This is a genomic window from Psychrobacter sp. YGAH215, from assembly GCF_007280595.1.
Lineage (GTDB): Bacteria > Pseudomonadota > Gammaproteobacteria > Pseudomonadales > Moraxellaceae > Psychrobacter > Psychrobacter faecalis.
Genome location: NZ_VKLR01000001.1, coordinates 54,721 through 73,976, shown reverse-complemented (window position 1 = coordinate 73,976; position 19,256 = coordinate 54,721). Strand labels below are relative to the sequence as shown.

Genomic DNA, 19,256 nt, shown 5'->3' with positions numbered 1-19,256 from the left:
TATAGTTAGTTTTAAGCTAAATCGCTGATTTGAAGCTTTATTTACATTATTACTCACGTTGGCATTCATTATGACGCAGCAATATCAAGTTTTAGCGCGCAAATATCGTCCAAAAAACTTTCACGAGTTGATTGGGCAATCGCACGTCTCCCAAGCACTGATTAATGCGATTGATTATAATCGTCTGCATCATGCTTACTTATTTACGGGTACGCGCGGTGTCGGTAAGACCACTATTGCGCGTATTTTGTCTAAATGTTTAAACTGTGAGACGGGTATCACTAGCACGCCATGTGGTGTCTGTGATAACTGCGTGGCGATTGATCAAGGACGGTTTATTGATTTAATCGAGATTGATGCGGCCTCGCGTACCAAAGTTGAAGACACCCGCGAGCTACTTGATAATGTGCCGTATGCGCCAAGCCAAGGTCGCTACAAGGTGTACCTGATTGATGAGGTGCATATGCTGTCGACACACAGCTTTAATGCGCTGCTCAAAACCTTGGAAGAACCACCTGAGCATGTAAAATTCTTACTAGCCACCACCGACCCACAAAAGCTGCCCATCACGATTATCTCGCGCTGTTTGCAGTTTGTGTTGCGTCCTTTATCGCAAAGTCTGCTTAGTGAGCATCTAGCCAATATCTTAAATCAAGAGCAGGTGGATTATACTCAGCCTGCGCTTTGGCAATTGGCCAGTGCTGCTAAAGGCTCGGTGCGTGATGCGTTGTCATTGACCGATCAAGCGATTGCATTTGGACAAGGCGCGCTCGATGATGTAACAGTTAATGCCATGCTTGGCTTAATTGATGCCGCTGACTTGGTGCGTTTAATTACAGATATTTATAATCATGATAAATCAGCAGTCGCCACACATATCGAGCAAATGCGGGCGCAAATGGTCGATGCCACTAGCATGTTTGACGGCTTGGCTGAGCTGTTACATCAATTGGCATTGACGCAACTGCTGCCTGAGGTTGCGCTTAACGTAAACGAAGCACAAGCGCAGCAGATTAATCAGCTTGCGCAGCACATGAGTCCTGACGTTTTACAGCTATATTACGAAATCGTCGTGCAGGCGCGTGAAGGCGTAAAGCTGGCTAGCACACCGATGCAGGCGCTTGAGATGTGTATTTTACGTCTATTGGCGTTTCGACCTTTACCCGTCGATGAGATTTTAGTAAACGTACCTGGTACTACTATACCGTCTGACCTTGTATCATCTGTTTCTACAGGCTCGATAGAAACTAATACGGCCGATAATGCTAAGGCTGAACTCAATACAGTGTCAATAAGTGCCAATACTGTTGATGCAGCAAACACCACTGCACTTTTAAGTACAGATGAAAATATAGCCCCTTCTTTAGAGCAAACCTTAGCAGTAGTAGAAGCGCTATCAGAATCGCAGCCAGAACCATACTTAGAGCCAGCAGCGGACTCAATACTGCCACTACCAGGCTATGATGCTGATTATCCGACCCCACATCAAAATGAGGTCGAGCCATACAATACAAGTTATGATGATGCTGAATTTGACCAATATAATAGCTACGGTAATGATGAAGGATTGGATTTATTAAGCAGCAATATTAAGCCTGAACCTGTTATTGAGCCTGAACCTGTTATTGAGCCTGAACCTGTTATTGAGCCTGAACCTGTTATTGAGCCTAGCGCAAATGATTCTCAATTAACTGCGCAAGTGGATGATCCGCGTACTTTATTACGCTGTGCGCCGCAAGAATTAACGGGCGAGTGGACGCCAGAAAAATGGGACTACTGGCTACAATGCGCCCGCGAAGCTGGTAGTTTGGCACCCGATGAATTGGCACTGGCACGTCAAGGAATGATGACCGGGCACTGTAACGCTAAAGCGGTCTTTGTCACGGCGGTGGATAGTAAGCATCTGCAAGCTACTTTTCAGCAGCTGGCGGCAAAATTACAAGAACAGTTTACGCAAGCAGACATTAGCTTGCAGATAGATGGCAGTATTATGCAAGCCGATGATAAGACGCCTGAACGTCGTCAACAAAAACGCCTTATTGAAGCGCGTACAGTGGCAGAGTCTAGATTGCTTAATACGCCCGTTATGCAGTATTTGACGGAGCGCGGTGAAGGAAAAATGGGTAAGGTTCAGTTATATTAAAGCGTTCAGTTATATTAAACAATGTTCAATTTTATGATTGGCAATCTTTAATCAGTAAACCTTTATATATTTTATTATAATTCTCCAAATATCAAGGCGATATCAATTTATCGCCTTGATATTTTTCGTTTTATTAATGACTAAATAGCTTTGGATGACTAACAGAGTTATAGTAAAAAACTGTAGGATTTATTATAATCCGCTATAATGGTTAAGTTATATTAAAAACTAAAAAGCAGCTTAGGTGGAAATATGTTAGATAATTTACGTGGTATGGCTGTGTTTGCCAGTGTGGTCGGACACGGCTCTTTTAGTGGTTCAGCTCGCGAATTGGGTATTACGACCAGTGCGGTCAGCCAACAGATACGCGCTTTAGAAAACGAGCTTGGCGTAGTACTCCTACATCGCTCAACTCGTAAGCTTAGCTTAACAGAAGCGGGCGCAAGCTTTTATGAAGCGGCAAAAGATGTGGTCAGTGCCGCTGAACAAGGGCGTATTAAAGTCAACCAATTACGTGATGAGCTTGCGGGTAGCTTACGTATTGCAACGACGCCTGAGCTTGGCGTTCACCATATTTTGCCCGCTCTATCGACTTGGATGTCGGCGCACGATGACCTTAGCATTACTTATTTTGCTGATAATCATTATATTGATATGATTGATGAGCGTATCGATATTGCGGTACGTATGAGCCCTAATATCAACGACTCAACCTTGAGCAATTACCCATTATCTGATGTGCGTCAACTGTTGGTCGCCTCACCGCAGTATTTACGTCAGCATAAAAAGATTGAAACGCCAAAAGACTTAGCAGACCATCAGCTGATTTGTATCGATATCATGAAGGATGCAAGTCATGTCGAGCTTACTCAGACCGAAACAGGCAAGAAAACACGCATCAAAATGAATTCGCGTATTCACACCAACAACGTCTTTATGGCGATGACTTTAGCAAAGGAAGGTCATGGTATAATTCGTATCATGGAGATGGACGTCAAAAGAGAGCTTGAAAATGGCAATTTGGTCGAAGTGTTGACTGGTTATCAGCTGCCAAGTTTCGTGCTATATGCCGTCACCTTAAACCGTGATCAGCAACCAGCAAAAATCACCCGTTGCTTAGAAGTATTAAAAAAGTACTTTCACGCCAATTAAGTTAAGTATTTAGTAATATCTGATTAAAATGCTTTTAAAGTGTTAAAAGGCAAAAAGCCTATAGATAATGTATCTATAGGCTTTTTCTAGTTTTAAACTTTGATTAATTCAACCGTTTAAAACGAAGGTTTCAATAAATTAACCAAACGCTCAACCACTTGTGAGCTTTCATCACGGCTCATATTAAGCGGCGGCAATAGTCGAATCACATGCCCGCCTGTGACATTAATGATTAATTTTTGCTCATCACGGGCACGGTCAACCAATTTGCTACAATCCATCTCTTCTGGTAGCGCGATACCAATCATCATCCCTGCGCCGCGAGTGCTAACGCCATATCGTCCAAGCGCATTAACCACTCCTTCACGGATGAACTGTCCTTCGGTGACGGCATTGTCCATGATACTGTCATCAGCAAGCACTTCATAAACGCTATGTACTACGCGACTGGCTAGCGGCGTGCCACCATAGGTTGAGCCGTGACTACCGGCGCCAAACAAGCCATTGGCACGTCCGCGTACCATGCAAGCGCCTACTGGAAAGCCATTACCTAAGCCTTTGGCCGTGGTTAAGACATCAGGGCGTGCATTGCTATGCTGATACGCAAAGTACTTGCCCGTACGACCGTTACCGGTTTGTACTTCATCGAGCATAAATAACCAATCATGACTATCGCATATAGCTTGTAGTTGCTCAAGATACGTAAAGCCATTGGCTGCGGTATTTAAACCACCTTCGCCTTGTATAGGCTCGACAAATACCGCACAGATATCATCATGGTCATGAGCGGCTTGTTCAATCGCGGCGATATCACCAAAGGGCACACGAATAAAGTCTTCATCCAAGGTATAAAAACCTTCACGGGCTTTAGGGTTGGCAGTTGCTGATAACGACAGCAAGGTGCGACCATGAAAAGACTGTTCCATAACGATAACTTTTGGGCGTTTAAAACCTTGCTGATGCGCATAGAGTCGTGCCAGTTTTAATGCCGCTTCATTGGCTTCAGCACCACTATTAGCAAAAAATACGCTGTCCATTTGCGCGGCATTACATAGAGCTTCGCCAGCTCGCTCTTGCCAATCAATGCCAAATAAATTACTGGTATGCACTAAGGTTGCTGCTTGCTGCTGAATAGCCTCAGTTACTTTTGGATGACAATGCCCCAAGCCGCATACTGCGATACCCGTCAAGGCATCTAAGTAGGGCGTCTCATCTTTGGTATAAAGCCAACTGCCTGAACCGCGGGTGAAGCTGATTGGTTGACGATTGTAAGTGGGCATCAGGTAAGTAGCAGACATGTAAAACATCCTTGGCATAATAAAAAGTTAGAGGGTAAAAAGTATAATGGGAGTGAATAGATAATTAGAGTTCATCAGAAAACGGCGTCGATTCGGCAGGTAAGGTATATTCTTCACTTGCCCATGCGCCTAAGTCAATAAGCTTGCAGTGATGACTGCAAAACGGCTTATTTTTATTGTCTTGCCACGCAGTTTGGTTGCCGCATTCTGGACAAGGATAGGTTTTGGGTAAGGGGTTGGTATTGTGGTCGCTGTTGCTAGAAGTAGATTCAGTCATAATAAAAGTAGGTATATCCTATGGGCTATCAATAAATGCTGTCATTTAAGACAGCGCTTCTAATCAATAGCGAGTATGAATAATGTGAGTTTTCCAGCTTTATAAGCAATCGCCCTGCGGCATTAATAATTGTCGTTCGATAAGCATGGAGGTTGTATTACTATTAGGCTGGATTGACTATATAATAGCATGCGGTCGGATAATGACAAATGACAAATCCCTTAAGGATAGTAGATGACTGACAATCTTGAGCTTTCGCATCAGCAGCAGCGTGCCTTTCAACCCCAAAAACTTTCAGCACCGCGCGATTTTATGACTCCAGAAGTATTGATGAATAGACAGCTGCCTTTGGTATTGGAGATTGGCGCAGGGAAGGGCAAGCATGCGCTTAGCTTTGCACTGCAGTATCCTGATAAGCATCTAATAGCCATCGAGCGTACGCGTAATAAATTCGATGCTTTTGCTAAATTGGTCGGGCAGCAGAAATCAAGCAATCTCAGCGCGATTCATGCGGATGCCATCGCTTGGATTGTCCACGCCATTGCACCAAACAGTATCGAGCGTATCTTTATCTTATATCCCAATCCTGAGCAACATAACCCTAACCAACAGTGGTTAAACATGCCTTTTTTTGAGTTTTTGCTTTCTCGTTTGCAAGTAGATGGAGAAGTGGTGCTGGCGACTAATATAGAAGCGTATATGGATAATGCAGAGCAGCAAGCCAATGAAGTCTGGTGCTTACCGAATACGCGTCATAAAGTCGCTAGCGATAGTCAGCGTACACACTTTGAAGTCAAGTATCTAGCGCGCGGTGAAACTTGTTGGCAGTTAAACATGCGTAAGCCTGACGGTTATCAAACCCGATTCGACAATTGGCAAGCAAGTAATAAAGCATAAAAAATAGCCTAAGTAAAAAAACGCATTATACTCAAAATTAGCGAATAAAAAATTAAGGACAAAGAGCATGAAACAAAAATGTATTATCAAGAAGATAATTATACGCCAATCTCAACTTATCGTAGGCTTTTGATTTTTATAGAATTTAAAATTCTAATTGTTTTAACTGAAATTTTAAAAACTAAGTAAACCAATACCTTAGAAAAATAAGTTGAGAGTGGGGTTAATTATATAAAATAGCCTAAGCAGATAAAAATAAACCATAAAAAGACCGCCACAAAAAGGCGGTCCAAAAAATATCACTTTCTCATCTTATAAAAAAGGCTTCACCAATTTATTAGAATCGGTATGCGCATCTAGCACTGTCAAAAAGGTATAAGCACCGATAAATTTTCTACTGATAAACATAAATTCTTTAGGTGGCAGATTGAACTCGAAAGACTGTATTGCTCGCGTAGCGTTATTTGAGAGGCGAGTATGTAATTTACTATTGGCCCAGATATAACGCTGCTGTTCATCTAAGCAATTTTTGGGAATATCAGGGTTTAAAGTAGGGTCGCTAAAGGGTTCTGTCGCTAATAAAAACAATGAAGCGATATCTGAACGTACTTTATCACTCATGCTATCAAAAAAATCATAACCGGTCATAGCGCGTTTCATTGCGTGATGGTCATGACGATACCCAGCTCGCAATAGCCCGTGCGCAATGGTTAGTAAGTTATCATCGAATTGGCGAATGGCACCAAAATCTAGCAAGACCAGCTTATCGATTTCGTTTTCATCAGCAGCGACACGAACGAGGTAATTACCAAAATTCGGATCCGTTTGCATCTCGCCCCATACAAAAATCTCTTGCATCATGATTTCGATAGCGGCTTGACCGATAGCGTTGCGGCGCTCATGTGACAATAACTGTAGCGCTTCCGAGACCACCGTAATGCCTGGCTCATAAGACATGCATAACAAGCGTTTGGTTGAGTAAGTACGATTGATTTTGGGTACGATATAACGCGGGTCGCCTAGTAAGCGCTCATAAAAACGCTCCGTGGTCGCTGCTTCCGCTTCGTAGTCAACTTCATGATGGAGGAGGTCACGTATCTCTTCAAACCATGCATCGAGGGCGCGTGTTTGCGGTACGATATTACTGACTTTTAATAAACGCTTAAATAAAGCCAAGTCAGAATTGATGGCATCGGCCACACCGGGATATTGGATTTTTAACACCACTTGCTCGCCCGTTGCCAATACCGTTGCGCGATGAACTTGGGCGAGGGAAGCGGTACCAATAGGAACGGGATCAACTTCTAACTCATTTAACTTCGTGCCTAATAATTGGCGTAATGTGACCTCGATTTTTGGCCATGCTAAGGTGGCGGTATCGTCATTGAGTGTTTGCAGGGCGCGCGTGATTTCAGGCGGTAATATATGCTCGCCATAAATTGCCAGCATTTGGCCAATTTTTACCACCGACCCTTTTAATTTACCCAGCTCTTCTGCCAGATAATGCGCCTGTTCTTCCATAAAAATTTGATTGCGCGCCGTACGTGCTTCTTTATTCAAAAACATACCAGACACACTATTACCTGCCCAACGACGACCGATATTTAAGGAGGTTTTCGCAATAGACATCCGACGCTCAAACCCTGAGGTCTTCAGGTTGTCGATGGATTGCTTATTATTAGACGGTTTATTATTAGAGGGTCTAGAGGTATCATTTGCCATAAATATAATCATTCATCCGGTTGCTATTGATGTGCGGGCGTAAACCGACAATACAAGGAGATGCGACGTACTGGTACAAAATTGTATCATATAATGGGTGGTAGATTGAGCTGCCTGCGCCTAGCATGAGCCGTTACTTTGTAAGTTAACGTATGCTTATTAAAAGTACATCTATGAATTGCTATGTTACAGGCTACGACCGAGCATTAAAGCGCTCAAAATTATGTGCCACGATGGTGACCTTTATTCTAACATTAAGCCGCCAAAGATAAATTTTAAAATACGCTCATAAAAAAAATGAGCAAACGAAAAATCCGACCTAGCATTACACTAGGTCGGACTGCTATAAAAACAATATAAGAAAAACGATATAAGTTTTAAATTGGCTTAACCATATTAAACGTTTTCGCGCGCAATCGCATGGTGTCCGATATCACGGCGATAATGAGCGCCATCAAAACTAATCGCGCCAGTCACGATCAATGCGGCTTGCTGTGCACCAGAAATGCTATCAGCCAATGCCGTCACGCACAATACACGCCCGCCATTGGTTACCACTTCTTTCTCATCATTATCATCACTATGCGTATCGTTATTAGAGAAAGCCGTACCAGCATGGAAAACTTTGACTGACTTTTGATTGTCATTATCTAACTCTGGCAAGCCGGTAATTACATCACCTTTAGATGAGGTTTCAGGATAGCCTTTTGAAGCAACGACAATACCGAGAGCAGGGCGCTCATCCCAATTGGCTGCGGTTGGTAATTTACCCTCTAGCCCTTGTGCGATCAAGTCAACCATCGATGATTGCAAACGCATCAAAATCGGCTGCGTTTCTGGGTCACCAAAGCGGCAGTTAAACTCAATCACATACGGGTCGCCCGCATCATCAATCATTAGCCCAGCGTATAAAAAGCCAGTATAAGGATGTCCGGCGGCTTTCATGGCATCAACAACAGGTTGGATAACTTGCGCCATTACCTTATCGTGAACGTCTTGGGTGACGACTGGGGCAGGGGAGTAAGCGCCCATGCCACCAGTATTTGGTCCCGTATCGCCTTCGAAGGCACGTTTATGGTCTTGGCTGGTTGCCATCGGCAAGATGTTGTTACCATCTACCATGCAAATAAAGCTGGCTTCTTCCCCTTGCAAGAATTGCTCGATAACCACACGGCTACCAGCATCGCCAAATTTATTGTCCGCAAGCATATCGTCAATTGCTTCGTGCGCCTGCTCGATGGTTTCGGCGACGATAACGCCTTTGCCAGCAGCCAAACCGTCGGCTTTGATCACAATCGGTGCGCCTTGCTCATCGATATAGGCTTTGGCAGCAGTAGCGTCCGTAAACCCTTGATAAGCTGCGGTTGGTATTTTGTTTTGTGCCATAAATTCTTTTGCAAAGGTTTTTGAGCCTTCGAGCTGCGCACAATAAGCGGTTGGCCCCCATGCTTTAATACCGGCTGCGCGGCAAGCATCAACGATACCGGTTACCAGCGGCGCTTCTGGACCGACAATCACCATATCAATGGCATTATTTTGGCAAAATTCGATGACAGCACTGTGTTCGTCAGCATCGGCTATATCTTCTAAGGTGACGTTTTGGCATTTGGGCTCAAGGGCGGTGCCAGCATTACCGGGGGCGACATAGATGCTTTGTACCTTGTCGTCTTTTGCACACTGCCATGCGAGTGCGTGTTCGCGACCACCTGAGCCAATCACCAAAATATTCATCATACGTCTGCCCTTAGCATCAAAATTCATTGTAAGTTGTTTGTGAGTTAGTTTTTTGGGAGTTAATAGCGAGCCAGCAAAATCTGCTGCAATATACTGCGGTATTCTAACAAAAAAACGCCATGGTTGTCATGAGTATCCACCTGCCAGAAAGTTTTAGATGAGGTTAGGGTGTTATTGTCTTAATTACTAAATACTCTATCTTTAACTGTCTCATTATCAAAGGTTATCGACATTTTAGTGATTCATGAAATGATGTTGTACGCTTTTGCTAGACGCCGCAGTGCGTTACACTTTGATAGGTTGGCACTAGTAGATACCAATGATTGGTTATTGCAAAAACGAGAACGACAAACCTATAACAAAGGACAATGGATATGCCTCACAACTTAAATATCGCAAAAGAGCGGATCAGCCAGATAAGCGATATTGCCACCAGCTATGTACAAAAAGACAAATCGCTATTTGACCATTTTATTCATAGCTATTATCAGACGCTGCATCAAGAAGTGGCGAAAGATATCAGTAATATGGATTTGGCTGGTATGGCGCTGCATCATTTTACTTTGCTTAAAGCCTATGACGGCAGTCAGCCGCAGCTTGCTATTTTAAACCCCATCGCCGAAGAGCAGCATTTTCATAGCTCGCATACGGTTATCCAAATAGTCGCTTACGATAGACCATTTTTGGTCGATACCATTTTAATGAGCTTGGAAGCAGAAGGTATCGATGTCCATCGTACCTATAATATCATTATCGGGGTTGAGCGCGATGAAAGCGGCGATATCACTCATGTCGAAAGCGCCCATGAAAGTGACACGTCAAAAATGTCTTTGATTCATTGCGAAATCGCTTATCAAAACAATGATGAGTTGGCAGCTCTAAAGCAGATGCTGCTGGCAAAAATTGATACCCTCGATATCGTCGTTGATGACTGGCAGCAGATACGCGGCAAGCTGACCGATATAAAAGCGGAGCTGGCTGGTCAAAATCTACCCGAAGTGTATTATTCGCCGCAAGAAATTCAAGCGTTTTTGGATTGGGTATTAGATGAGCATTTTATCTTTTTAGGCTATCGCGAGTACCGCTTAGAAAATGATGACAATTTAGACTTATTTGCCATTGGTAATAGTGGGCTTGGCCTGTTGCGCGGCGGAAGTGAGGATACGCTCTCAAAAAGCTTTGATGAGTTGCCTCATAATCTAAAAAAATTATTAACCGAGCCACGCGTATTGATGTTGTCTAAATCAAGCCGTGTGTCACCTGTCCATCGTCCGGTATACATGGACTTTTTAGGCATTCATAAGTTTGATGACCATGGCAAGCTGATTGGCGAATATCGCTTTATTGGTCTATTTACCGCGCAAGCCTATCAGCTAAGCGTACAACAGATTCCGTTGCTACGTGAAAAAGCCAATAAAATCATGGCGATGGCGGATTTACCACGTGACGGTCATGCGTATCATAAAATGATGCATGTGATTAACTCTCTGCCGCGCGATGATTTGTTTCAAGCCAGCGTTGAAGAGTTATATCCTATCGTCTCTGGTATTAGCCAATTGCAAGATAAAAAAAGTTTGCGCTTATTTAGCCGAGTCGATCATTATCAGCGCTTTGTATCCTGCTTGGTCTATATCCCGCGCGATAAATTCAATACCGAGCTGCGTATTAAAGTACAAAACGTCTTAAAAGACGCTTACGGCGGTACGTCATCTGGCTTTACCACGGAATTTAACGAATCAGAACACGCCCGCGTCCACGTCCATGTGCGTACGATACCCGGTCAAGTGAATGACGTGGATACGGCGGCGCTACAAGATAAGCTGTCGGCTCTCATGCAATCATGGCGCGATAATTATCAAAAAATGCTGCTCGATAATGTCGGTGAACAACAAGCCAATGCCTTAATGCGCCGCTTCTTAAGCTATATTCCAGCAGCCTATCAAGAACGGTTTGATGCGCGGACGGCGGTCGGAGATACCAAACGTCTGGCCAGCTTAAGTGACGAGCAACCAATGATTTGGCATTTATATCAGTCAACGGGCGGCGCCAGCAATCAGCTGCACCTAAAACTATATGGTCGCCAAAACCCTGTGATTCTCTCAAAAGTCTTGCCGGTACTAGAAAACTTTGGCGTATCGGTCATTTCTGCCCAAACCTATGAGTTCGATTTACCAGAGCAGCCGATTTGGATGCAAGAGTATGAGCTGGTATTGGAACATGTTGACACCATCGATATGCAAGTGGTACGCGCGCAGTTTGAAGATAGCCTTAAGCAAATATGGGCAGGGCGCGTTGAGAGTGATTCCTTTAATGAGCTGGTATTAACCACCAAACTCGATACGTACGATGTGGTGGTACTGCGTGCCTTATCGCGTTATATGATGCAAGCAAAAGCGCCGTTCTCTAGTGCTTATATTCAGCAAACCGTGGTAAAAAATAGTGCCATTAGCATTGCCTTAAGCGAGCTATTCGATGCGCGCATGAATCCTAAATACAGTGAAGAGGAGCGCGCCAGCAAAACCAGTCAAACTCGAGAGCAAATCAACAGCGCCTTGGCTGGTGTCAGTAGTTTAGATGAAGATCGTATCCTGCGTTGGTATTTAGATTTGATTAATGCCATGGTGCGTACCAACTTCTATCAAAGAGAAGCAGATGGTCAACGTAAAGACCGTTTATCGTTTAAGTTTTTGGCGGCAGATATTCCAAACTTACCCAAACCTAAGCCTATGTTTGAGATATTTGTTTATTCACCGCGCGTTGAAGCGGTGCATTTACGCGGCGGTAAAGTCGCTCGCGGCGGGCTGCGCTGGTCGGACCGTATGGAAGATTTCCGTACCGAAGTACTTGGTCTAGTCAAAGCGCAAATGGTCAAAAACGCGGTCATTGTCCCGGTTGGCTCCAAAGGCGGTTTTATCGTCAAGACCAAAACCATGGCTGATGGCCGTGAAGCTTTCCAAGCAGAGGGCATCGCCTGTTATCAAGCGTTCCTGCGCGGTATGCTGGATGTGACCGACAATATTGTCGATGGCAAAATTGTCCCGCCAGCCAATACGGTGCGTCACGACGAAGATGACCCGTACTTAGTCGTTGCTGCTGATAAAGGTACCGCTACCTTCTCAGATATCGCCAATGCCTTATCAAGCGAGTATAACTTTTGGCTCGATGATGCCTTTGCTTCAGGCGGCTCGGTCGGTTATGACCATAAAGCGATGGGTATCACCGCTCGCGGTGGTTGGGAATCGGTCAAACGCCACTTCCGTATGCGCGGTATGGACATTCAAAACCGTGATGATTTCACCGTTGTTGGTATTGGCGATATGAGTGGCGACGTTTTTGGTAACGGCATGCTCAGATCGACGCACACCAAGTTGGTCGCAGCCTTTAACCATCTACATATCTTTATCGATCCAAACCCAGATACCGCCGCGTCTTATACCGAGCGTGAGCGTTTATTTAATCTGCCGCGCTCAACGTGGGACGACTATGAAAAATCGCTCATCAGCCAAGGTGGTGGCGTGTTCTCACGTCAAGATAAAACCATTGCCATCAGTCCTGAAATGAAAGCGTTATTTGATATCAGTGAAGATAGCCTTGCACCCAACGAGTTAATCAGCGCGCTGCTAAAATCGCCAGTTGATTTGATTTGGAATGGCGGTATCGGTACTTACGTGAAAAGTGCCAATGAAAGTCATGCCGATGTTGGTGACCGCGCCAATGATGCCGTACGCGTCAACGGTGGTGAGCTACGCACGGCAGTCGTCGGCGAAGGCGGTAACTTAGGCTTTACCCAGCAAGGACGTATTGAATACGCACAAATGGGTGGGCGCATTTATACCGATGCCATCGACAACTCAGGCGGCGTTAATTGCTCAGATCATGAAGTTAATATTAAGATATTGCTTGGTAAAGTGGTCGAGCAAGGCGATATGACGCTCAAGCAGCGTAATGAGCTCTTAGAGTCTATGACCGATACGGTCGCTGAATTGGTGCTGCGCCAAAACTATCTACAACCACAGGCGCTTGAGCTCAGCCATCTACGTGCCGCGGCAAATTTAAGTGACCATCAACGCTTTATTCAAATGTTAGAAAGCGAAGGACGTCTTGATCGCGCCATTGAGTATCTGCCATCAGATGAAGAAATCGCCAAACGTCAAAAAGCGGGCACAGGTCTTACCAATCCAGAGCTGGCAGTGGTCATGGCTTACGGCAAAATGTGGGTGTACGATAATTTGTTGGCGTCAGATTTGCCTGATGCGCCGTATTTCGTTAATGAGCTGCGTCAATACTTCCCTGATGAGCTGGCAGCTAACTTCTTTGATGAGATGAAAGAACATCGCCTGCACCGTGAAATCATCAGTACTTATTTAACCAATAGCATCGTCAACCGTTTGGGTATCGAAGCCTTATTCCGTTTATTTGAGGAAACGGGGCAAACGCTTGCTACGATCGCGCGCGGCTATGCGATTGCTCGTGATGTCTTCCATGTATCAAAAGCTTGGGAAAAACTTGAGTCACTAGACAACCAAGTCGATGCGACCTTGCTACTCGAGCTTGAGCTGCGTTTGCGTGATGCGCTTGAAAATGGCGTAGTGTGGTTTATCAATGCCTTTGGGCTGGACTTGCAAGTTGCCGATATGATCGAGCGCTTTGAAGACAGTGTGGAGAAATTGACCAAAGCAGGCGGTTTTATCGAGCAGCAATTCTCAGAGTACTTGCAAGAAGACATCACAAGCTTAATGGAAAACGAGCTGTCTGCGGATGATGCGGCGATGTTCGCGATGTTGCCGTACCATGTCGATGCCCTAGATGCGGCGCTACTGGCTGAGCAGTATGAACGCCCAGTCGATGAGATTGCCACTTTATACTTTGAGGCCTATCACGTTTTACAGCTAGATTGGATGATGGACAATATCGCCACCTTACCGCAGCAAGACCACTGGGATCGCCGTGCGCGTCACGCCCTTGTCAACGAAGTTTCGCGCAGTCTGCGTATGCTGATGGATACTTTATTAAAGCAGCCTGATGCCAAACAAGCCTTTAATGACTGGAAATCGCGTCATGAAAGTCAGCTTGATTCCATCACCGCTGAGATGCAAAAAATTGATAGCAATGATGAAAATGATATGAGTTTATCAACGTTATCGGTATTGATGAGTGAGCTTAGTGGGCTGGTAAGTAAGTAATAAGCTAAAAAACAAGTCAGATAGCAAATTACAGAAAATCCAGATTATATGTTTGCAGAAGTATTAAACGCTTCGATATGTTGATGGGCGGCAAACGGAATAATAACGTCATTGTTTTGGTCAATGAGCGCGGTCTCGTCGTTTAAGCTCACTTGTAAATATAAAAGCTGACCTGTACAAGCATTTAACGGATGAATCGCCTCATACTTTGGCACGATTGCCCAGTAGCCTTTATCATCAAGCAGTCCTGTACGCCCTTGATCACTAGTCATTTTAAAATAATCTTGGTCATGATCAGAATCGTAGTGCGCATGCTCGATACGCGCCGCGGTGAGTGGAAAAATCCAGTCGCCATGACGATTAATAATACCTTGTCTGGTTGTCGCATCTGATGGTTTGACGCTGACAATAAAGCTGGTTGCGATATCCGGCTCGGTTTGAATAGCGTCATAGTCAAAAGGGACAATGATCTTGCCAGCAGCATTGATAACGCCGTATTTACCATCCTGCTTAGCAAGCACATAGCTGTCCATTACGATATAAGCATCGGACAGATTATCCATGACGATCTGACCACTTAGGTCTTGCAGCTGCTGCGACCCGTCAGCTTGTTCGATCAACTTGCCAGCAAACGGCGTATTATTTTCAATACGCTCAAAGTAGCTACTGGGTAGAGTTCCGGCGCAATTAATCGTCGCCTGCGCAGTCGTCAAACTTAAAGTAGAAGCAGTAATAGTAAATATAAAAGCAATAAGCAAACGCGCATTAATATAAATAATTTTAAATAGAGTATGCATAAATGTGCCACCTTAAAATTACTTTAGCCATTAACTGGCAATATGATAACAGCCTTGTCCAGTGATTTTACTAAAGCCACCTGAGAGCTTAGTGACTTGAATTTGGGTCAAAATACGCTCTTTTAGCGCCTGCACGTGCGAGATGACGCCAATCAATTTGCCTTCTTGCTGTAAGCTGGTCAAGGTATCGAGGGCGATATCCAGTGATTCCTCATCAAGGGTGCCAAAGCCTTCGTCCAAAAATAACGAATCGACGCGAATATTATGACTGGCCATCTGTGACAGTCCGAGCGCTAATGCTAGGCTGATAATAAAGCCTTCACCGCCAGAGAGATTTTTAGTGCTGCGTCTCTCGCCACCTTGATAGTTGTCAATGACATTGAGCTCGAGCGGACTATTGTCGTCACGCGCCAGCAAATAGCGATCGCTCATTTTATGCAGCTGGGCATTGGCATGGGTCACCATGATATCAAAGGTCAGACCTTGGGCAAAGGTACGATACTTTTTGCCACTGCTTGAGCCTATCAGTTCATTGAGCTGTCGCCAGACTTGCAAGGTGTCTTTTTGATGAGCAATGGCTTGGCGCTGAGCCTGCTGGTTGCCTTTTTTCTCTTCATTGTCTTTGAGCTGTTGGCTCATGGCGCCGATTGCTTCAATCAAGCGCTGCAATTCATTTTGTGCCAATTGCTGCTGCTCAGCCAGCGACTCTCTATCTTCAGTGGTTAAAGGGTTGGCTTTTTTCTCCGCCAGTGCTTGCAAGGTTTGAGTCAATAGGGATTGCGCTTGCTTGAGCGTATCGTTGATTTGCTGCTGCTGCTCGGTTAAGTGATGACGCTCGGCAGCTGGCAGGCGCGCGCGCATGAATTCTGCTTCATCGCTAAAGTCAGAGCTGGCGAGCGCGGTTTTAAAAATATCTTCTTGCGTCGTCAGAGCAGTGCTAGCGGTCGTTAATTGCTCGGCAAGCAACTGCTGCTGTCGTTGTAATTGTTTGAGAGTGAGCTCAGCACTATCTAACTGCCGCTGCGCTACTGCTTGTTCGCTATGCGCCTGTTCAAGGACAGTGCGTAACCTTGCTTCTTCTGCATCAGGATTGATATTCATGTTGCTATTATCATTATCAGTGTTTGGCACATTACCTGCAAAAATATTGTCTGCAAAAATATCGCGCCGCTCAACGGTTAATTGCGCCAGTGTCTTAGTTTTTGTATTAATTGCTTGCAGCAAATCATCAAGCTCAACCTTTTGTTTATCCAACTGGGCTTGCTTGGTTTCGATTTGCACGGTAATGCTGCTAAGCGCAGTGATTAGGTTTTGTTGGGCATTTTTATAAGCAGTAAACTGCTGCTTTAGTTGCACCAAACTACTACGCTGCTGACGCAGCGTATCAAGGTGAACCTCATAGTCAGCTTTATTTAGCATAACTTGCTGGTCAATACTCGCTAGCAGCGGCTGTAAAGCAGCAGGTTTGGTAACAGCATCTAGCTCATACTTGCCCGCAAGATATTTATTTAATATCGCCAATATAGCGTCTTTAAGCTGCGTTAATTCGGCAAAATTCGTCGAGATTTTTTTCTCGATAGCGTCTAAAGCCAGCGTGATTATTTGACTATTGCTCTTAATCTCATGAATATCAGTGGCAAGCTGATACTGCTGCTTTTCAAACGTCTCAATGGTTTTGCTTGTTTTAGCAAGCTCATCGCTTAGTGCTTCATGTTGTGTAAGCGTGTCTTTTAAAGACTGCTTGCGCTCGCTAAGTTGGTCTTTAATCGTCTCTAGCAATAACAAACCATCTTTTATTAAACTCTCTTTTATCAAGGCGGAATCGGTTGAATCATCAGCTCGCTTAGTCAGCAAATTCATATCTATGCCAATTTGGCCAAGCTGAGTCATGCTTGCAGTCACGGCGTTAGAATAGGTTTTAGCCAAAAGCGGCTGTATTAAGTCCTTGCTGTCCGCGCCCAGTTTTTTTATCTGCTCATAGAGTGGGATTTTTTGCTCGTGCAACTGCTTAATCTGATTTTGTGTGGTGGCATATTCAATACGCTGCTTGGATAGGGTTTGTTCTAGCGTATTTATCGTCGTATCCAGCTCGCTTATTTGCTGCTGCGTTTGAGCCACTTCGGATGGCTCTTTGTTCAATACAGGATGATGGGCGCCATAAGGATGCTCGCGCGCACCGCAAAGCGGGCAAGGATCGCCCTCTTTTAGTTGGGTAATATAATGCTCTAAACTGGCAACCTGTTGCCATGAATCGAGCAGCTTTTGCTTATCTTGACGTCGGTCTTTGGCGTCTGCCATAAGCGCTTCGTTGTCAGTAATGCTCGCCGCCAGTTTGGTCAAGGTATCATTAATGGTCGGCAGGGCAGTGTTTATCTTATTGATTTGGCTAGCAAGCGCTTCAATTTGCTGTGCCTTAGAGCTCACTTGCTCTATCTGGCTGTGCGTGTGCTCAATCTGCTCTTGCTCATCACGTATAGCAGCCAATGACTGCGTTTGGGTTAATGCTACCTGCTGTTTTTGCAAAGTGGCTAGCGCTTCACGCGCTTTGGCAATCAAAGCGTTGGTCGCATCTTGCTGCTGCTGACATTGATCAAGATTGGTTTGATATTGGCTTGATTGCTGATGATGAGCAATTTTTTCGTTTGCCAAAGCGGCATTGTCTTGCAGCAGCGCTTTTAGGCGGCCGCCATGACTATCAAAATTTGCCGCATCGGTATCTATATCGTGCAAAGCGGCGGCGTCAATCAAGTATTTTTCTATCGTTGCTAACTGGGCCTTGTCCTGATTGAATTGGACGGTATGGTTTTCTATCTCTTGGCGTAAGCCTTGCGTATTGGTCGCTAGGCGTTGTCTTCTTTGCTGCTGATCATCTAACGCCTGCGTTTTCTGGGCGATTGCGCCATCGAGCTTACGAGCGTGAGCAATTTTTGGTAACGTGATTTGCAGCTCGTCATAGGCGCTCTGCGTATCAGTGTCAGCTGCTTTTAGCGCATTCACCGCGTGCGCAAGGCGCTCTTGTTGCTGCGGCAACTGATGGTTTAGTGCCTGCTGATCATTTTGCAAGCGTTTAACGTCATTACGATTATGGGCAAGTTGACTGTATTGGCTGTCAATCTCCAAGGCTTTATTGGCGGCGTTAAGACGCTTAGCGTCAGGAGCGAAATCTGCCTGCGCTTGCTTGGCAACCGTAACCTCGTTTTGATGATTATCGACGTTCTTTTTTAATTCTGCCACCGTATCGAGCCAATTGATTTGCGCTTGCAGACGTTGATACTGTTGTTGCTGCTTGATTTGCGCGGTTTGATGCGAGGTTAATTTTTCCTTAATCAGCGCTTCTTCATCGGCGTCTAACAAAGTTAAACCCTCTAAGCCAAACTGTAGTTTATTTAAAACTTCTTCTTCCGCGCGTTTTTTTTCAAAAACATGGGTCGATATCGTCGCGTAGATATCTGTACCCGTGATTTTTTCTAAGATATCGGCGCGCTCATCGGCCTTAGCCTTTAAAAACGCGGAAAAACTGCCCTGCGCCAGTAAGATTGAACGCGTGAACTGCTGAAAATCCATTCGTGTCAGCTCAACAATTTTTTCTTTGGTGCGTGAGAGTTTGCTTTCTAGTATTTCATCGCCTTTAAGCTTGTCATCTTTGCTATCGGCATTACTGTCATCGTCAGTTTTGGGCGTTACCAAAGCAATCTCATGGGTGGCATCTTGCAAGTTACCATCCGCCTTGCCATAAGCGCGGCGCTGCCCCCAGCGGCAGCGATATTGCGTGCCATTTAAATCAATGACTACTTCCGCGAAACACTCTGCCGTTTGCCGCGTCATGACCTCGTTGCTACTTTTACTGATGTTATTGATCCGCGGCGTCTCACCATATAGCGCCAGACAAATCGCATCCAAAATCGTGGTCTTGCCAGCGCCAGTCTGCCCAGTAATGGCAAAGATGCCTTCATTGATAAACGCGGAATCAGCGAAATCGATATGCCATTCGCCCTTTAAAGAGTTTAAGTTTTTGAGTCGCAGTTCGATTAGGCGCATGTGTCGGTCTTTGTC

General features: G+C 44.9%; 10 protein-coding genes. 4 read left to right on the top strand and 6 right to left on the bottom strand.

Annotated elements, in window-relative coordinates; translation table 11 throughout:
• Nucleotides 1-70: 70 nt before the first annotated feature.
• Nucleotides 71-2,143, top strand: a complete 2,073-nt coding sequence (dnaX, locus tag FOR85_RS00235; RefSeq protein ID WP_144296198.1) for a DNA polymerase III subunit gamma/tau — start codon at nucleotides 71-73, stop codon at nucleotides 2,141-2,143.
• A gap of 252 nt (nucleotides 2,144-2,395) precedes the next feature.
• Nucleotides 2,396-3,295 carry a LysR family transcriptional regulator gene (locus FOR85_RS00230; protein ID WP_144296197.1) on the top strand — a complete coding sequence of 300 codons (900 nt, stop codon included), beginning with the start codon at nucleotides 2,396-2,398 and terminating at the stop codon, nucleotides 3,293-3,295.
• Nucleotides 3,296-3,411: 116 nt separating this feature from the next.
• On the opposite strand, the gene FOR85_RS00225 is transcribed toward FOR85_RS00230, so the two are convergent.
• Together FOR85_RS00225 and FOR85_RS00220 are read right to left on the bottom strand one after the other, a co-directional pair.
• Nucleotides 3,412-4,593 carry an aspartate aminotransferase family protein gene (locus FOR85_RS00225; protein WP_144296196.1) on the bottom strand — a complete coding sequence of 394 codons (1,182 nt, stop codon included), beginning with the start codon at nucleotides 4,591-4,593 and terminating at the stop codon, nucleotides 3,412-3,414.
• Between the two features lie 64 nt (nucleotides 4,594-4,657).
• Nucleotides 4,658-4,870, bottom strand: coding sequence for a DNA gyrase inhibitor YacG (locus tag FOR85_RS00220; protein WP_144296195.1), 213 nt, complete (start codon nucleotides 4,868-4,870; stop codon nucleotides 4,658-4,660).
• Nucleotides 4,871-5,104: 234 nt separating this feature from the next.
• On the opposite strand from FOR85_RS00220, the gene FOR85_RS00215 reads away from it, so the two are divergent.
• The gene (locus tag FOR85_RS00215; protein WP_144296194.1) at nucleotides 5,105-5,767 is read left to right on the top strand and encodes a DUF938 domain-containing protein; all 663 of its coding nucleotides are present in this window, start codon (nucleotides 5,105-5,107) and stop codon (nucleotides 5,765-5,767) included.
• Between the two features lie 312 nt (nucleotides 5,768-6,079).
• On the opposite strand, the gene FOR85_RS00210 is transcribed toward FOR85_RS00215, so the two are convergent.
• Both FOR85_RS00210 and purD read right to left on the bottom strand, forming a co-directional pair.
• A complete protein-coding gene (locus FOR85_RS00210) occupies nucleotides 6,080-7,489 on the bottom strand; it encodes an AarF/ABC1/UbiB kinase family protein (RefSeq protein WP_144296193.1) in 1,410 nt (469 codons plus the stop codon).
• Nucleotides 7,490-7,885: 396 nt separating this feature from the next.
• Nucleotides 7,886-9,220 carry a phosphoribosylamine--glycine ligase gene (purD, locus tag FOR85_RS00205; RefSeq protein WP_144296401.1) on the bottom strand — a complete coding sequence of 445 codons (1,335 nt, stop codon included), beginning with the start codon at nucleotides 9,218-9,220 and terminating at the stop codon, nucleotides 7,886-7,888.
• A 377-nt stretch (nucleotides 9,221-9,597) separates the two neighbouring features.
• On the opposite strand from purD, the gene FOR85_RS00200 reads away from it, so the two are divergent.
• Nucleotides 9,598-14,406 carry an NAD-glutamate dehydrogenase gene (locus tag FOR85_RS00200; protein ID WP_144296192.1) on the top strand — a complete coding sequence of 1,603 codons (4,809 nt, stop codon included), beginning with the start codon at nucleotides 9,598-9,600 and terminating at the stop codon, nucleotides 14,404-14,406.
• A 44-nt stretch (nucleotides 14,407-14,450) separates the two neighbouring features.
• Here FOR85_RS00200 and FOR85_RS00195 read toward each other — a convergent pair whose 3' ends face one another.
• Together FOR85_RS00195 and FOR85_RS00190 are read right to left on the bottom strand one after the other, a co-directional pair.
• Complete coding sequence (locus FOR85_RS00195) at nucleotides 14,451-15,203, bottom strand: WG repeat-containing protein (RefSeq protein ID WP_144296191.1); 753 nt, start codon at nucleotides 15,201-15,203, stop codon at nucleotides 14,451-14,453.
• Nucleotides 15,204-15,233: 30 nt separating this feature from the next.
• Nucleotides 15,234-19,241, bottom strand: coding sequence for an AAA family ATPase (locus FOR85_RS00190; protein WP_144296190.1), 4,008 nt, complete (start codon nucleotides 19,239-19,241; stop codon nucleotides 15,234-15,236).
• Nucleotides 19,242-19,256: the final 15 nt, after the last annotated feature.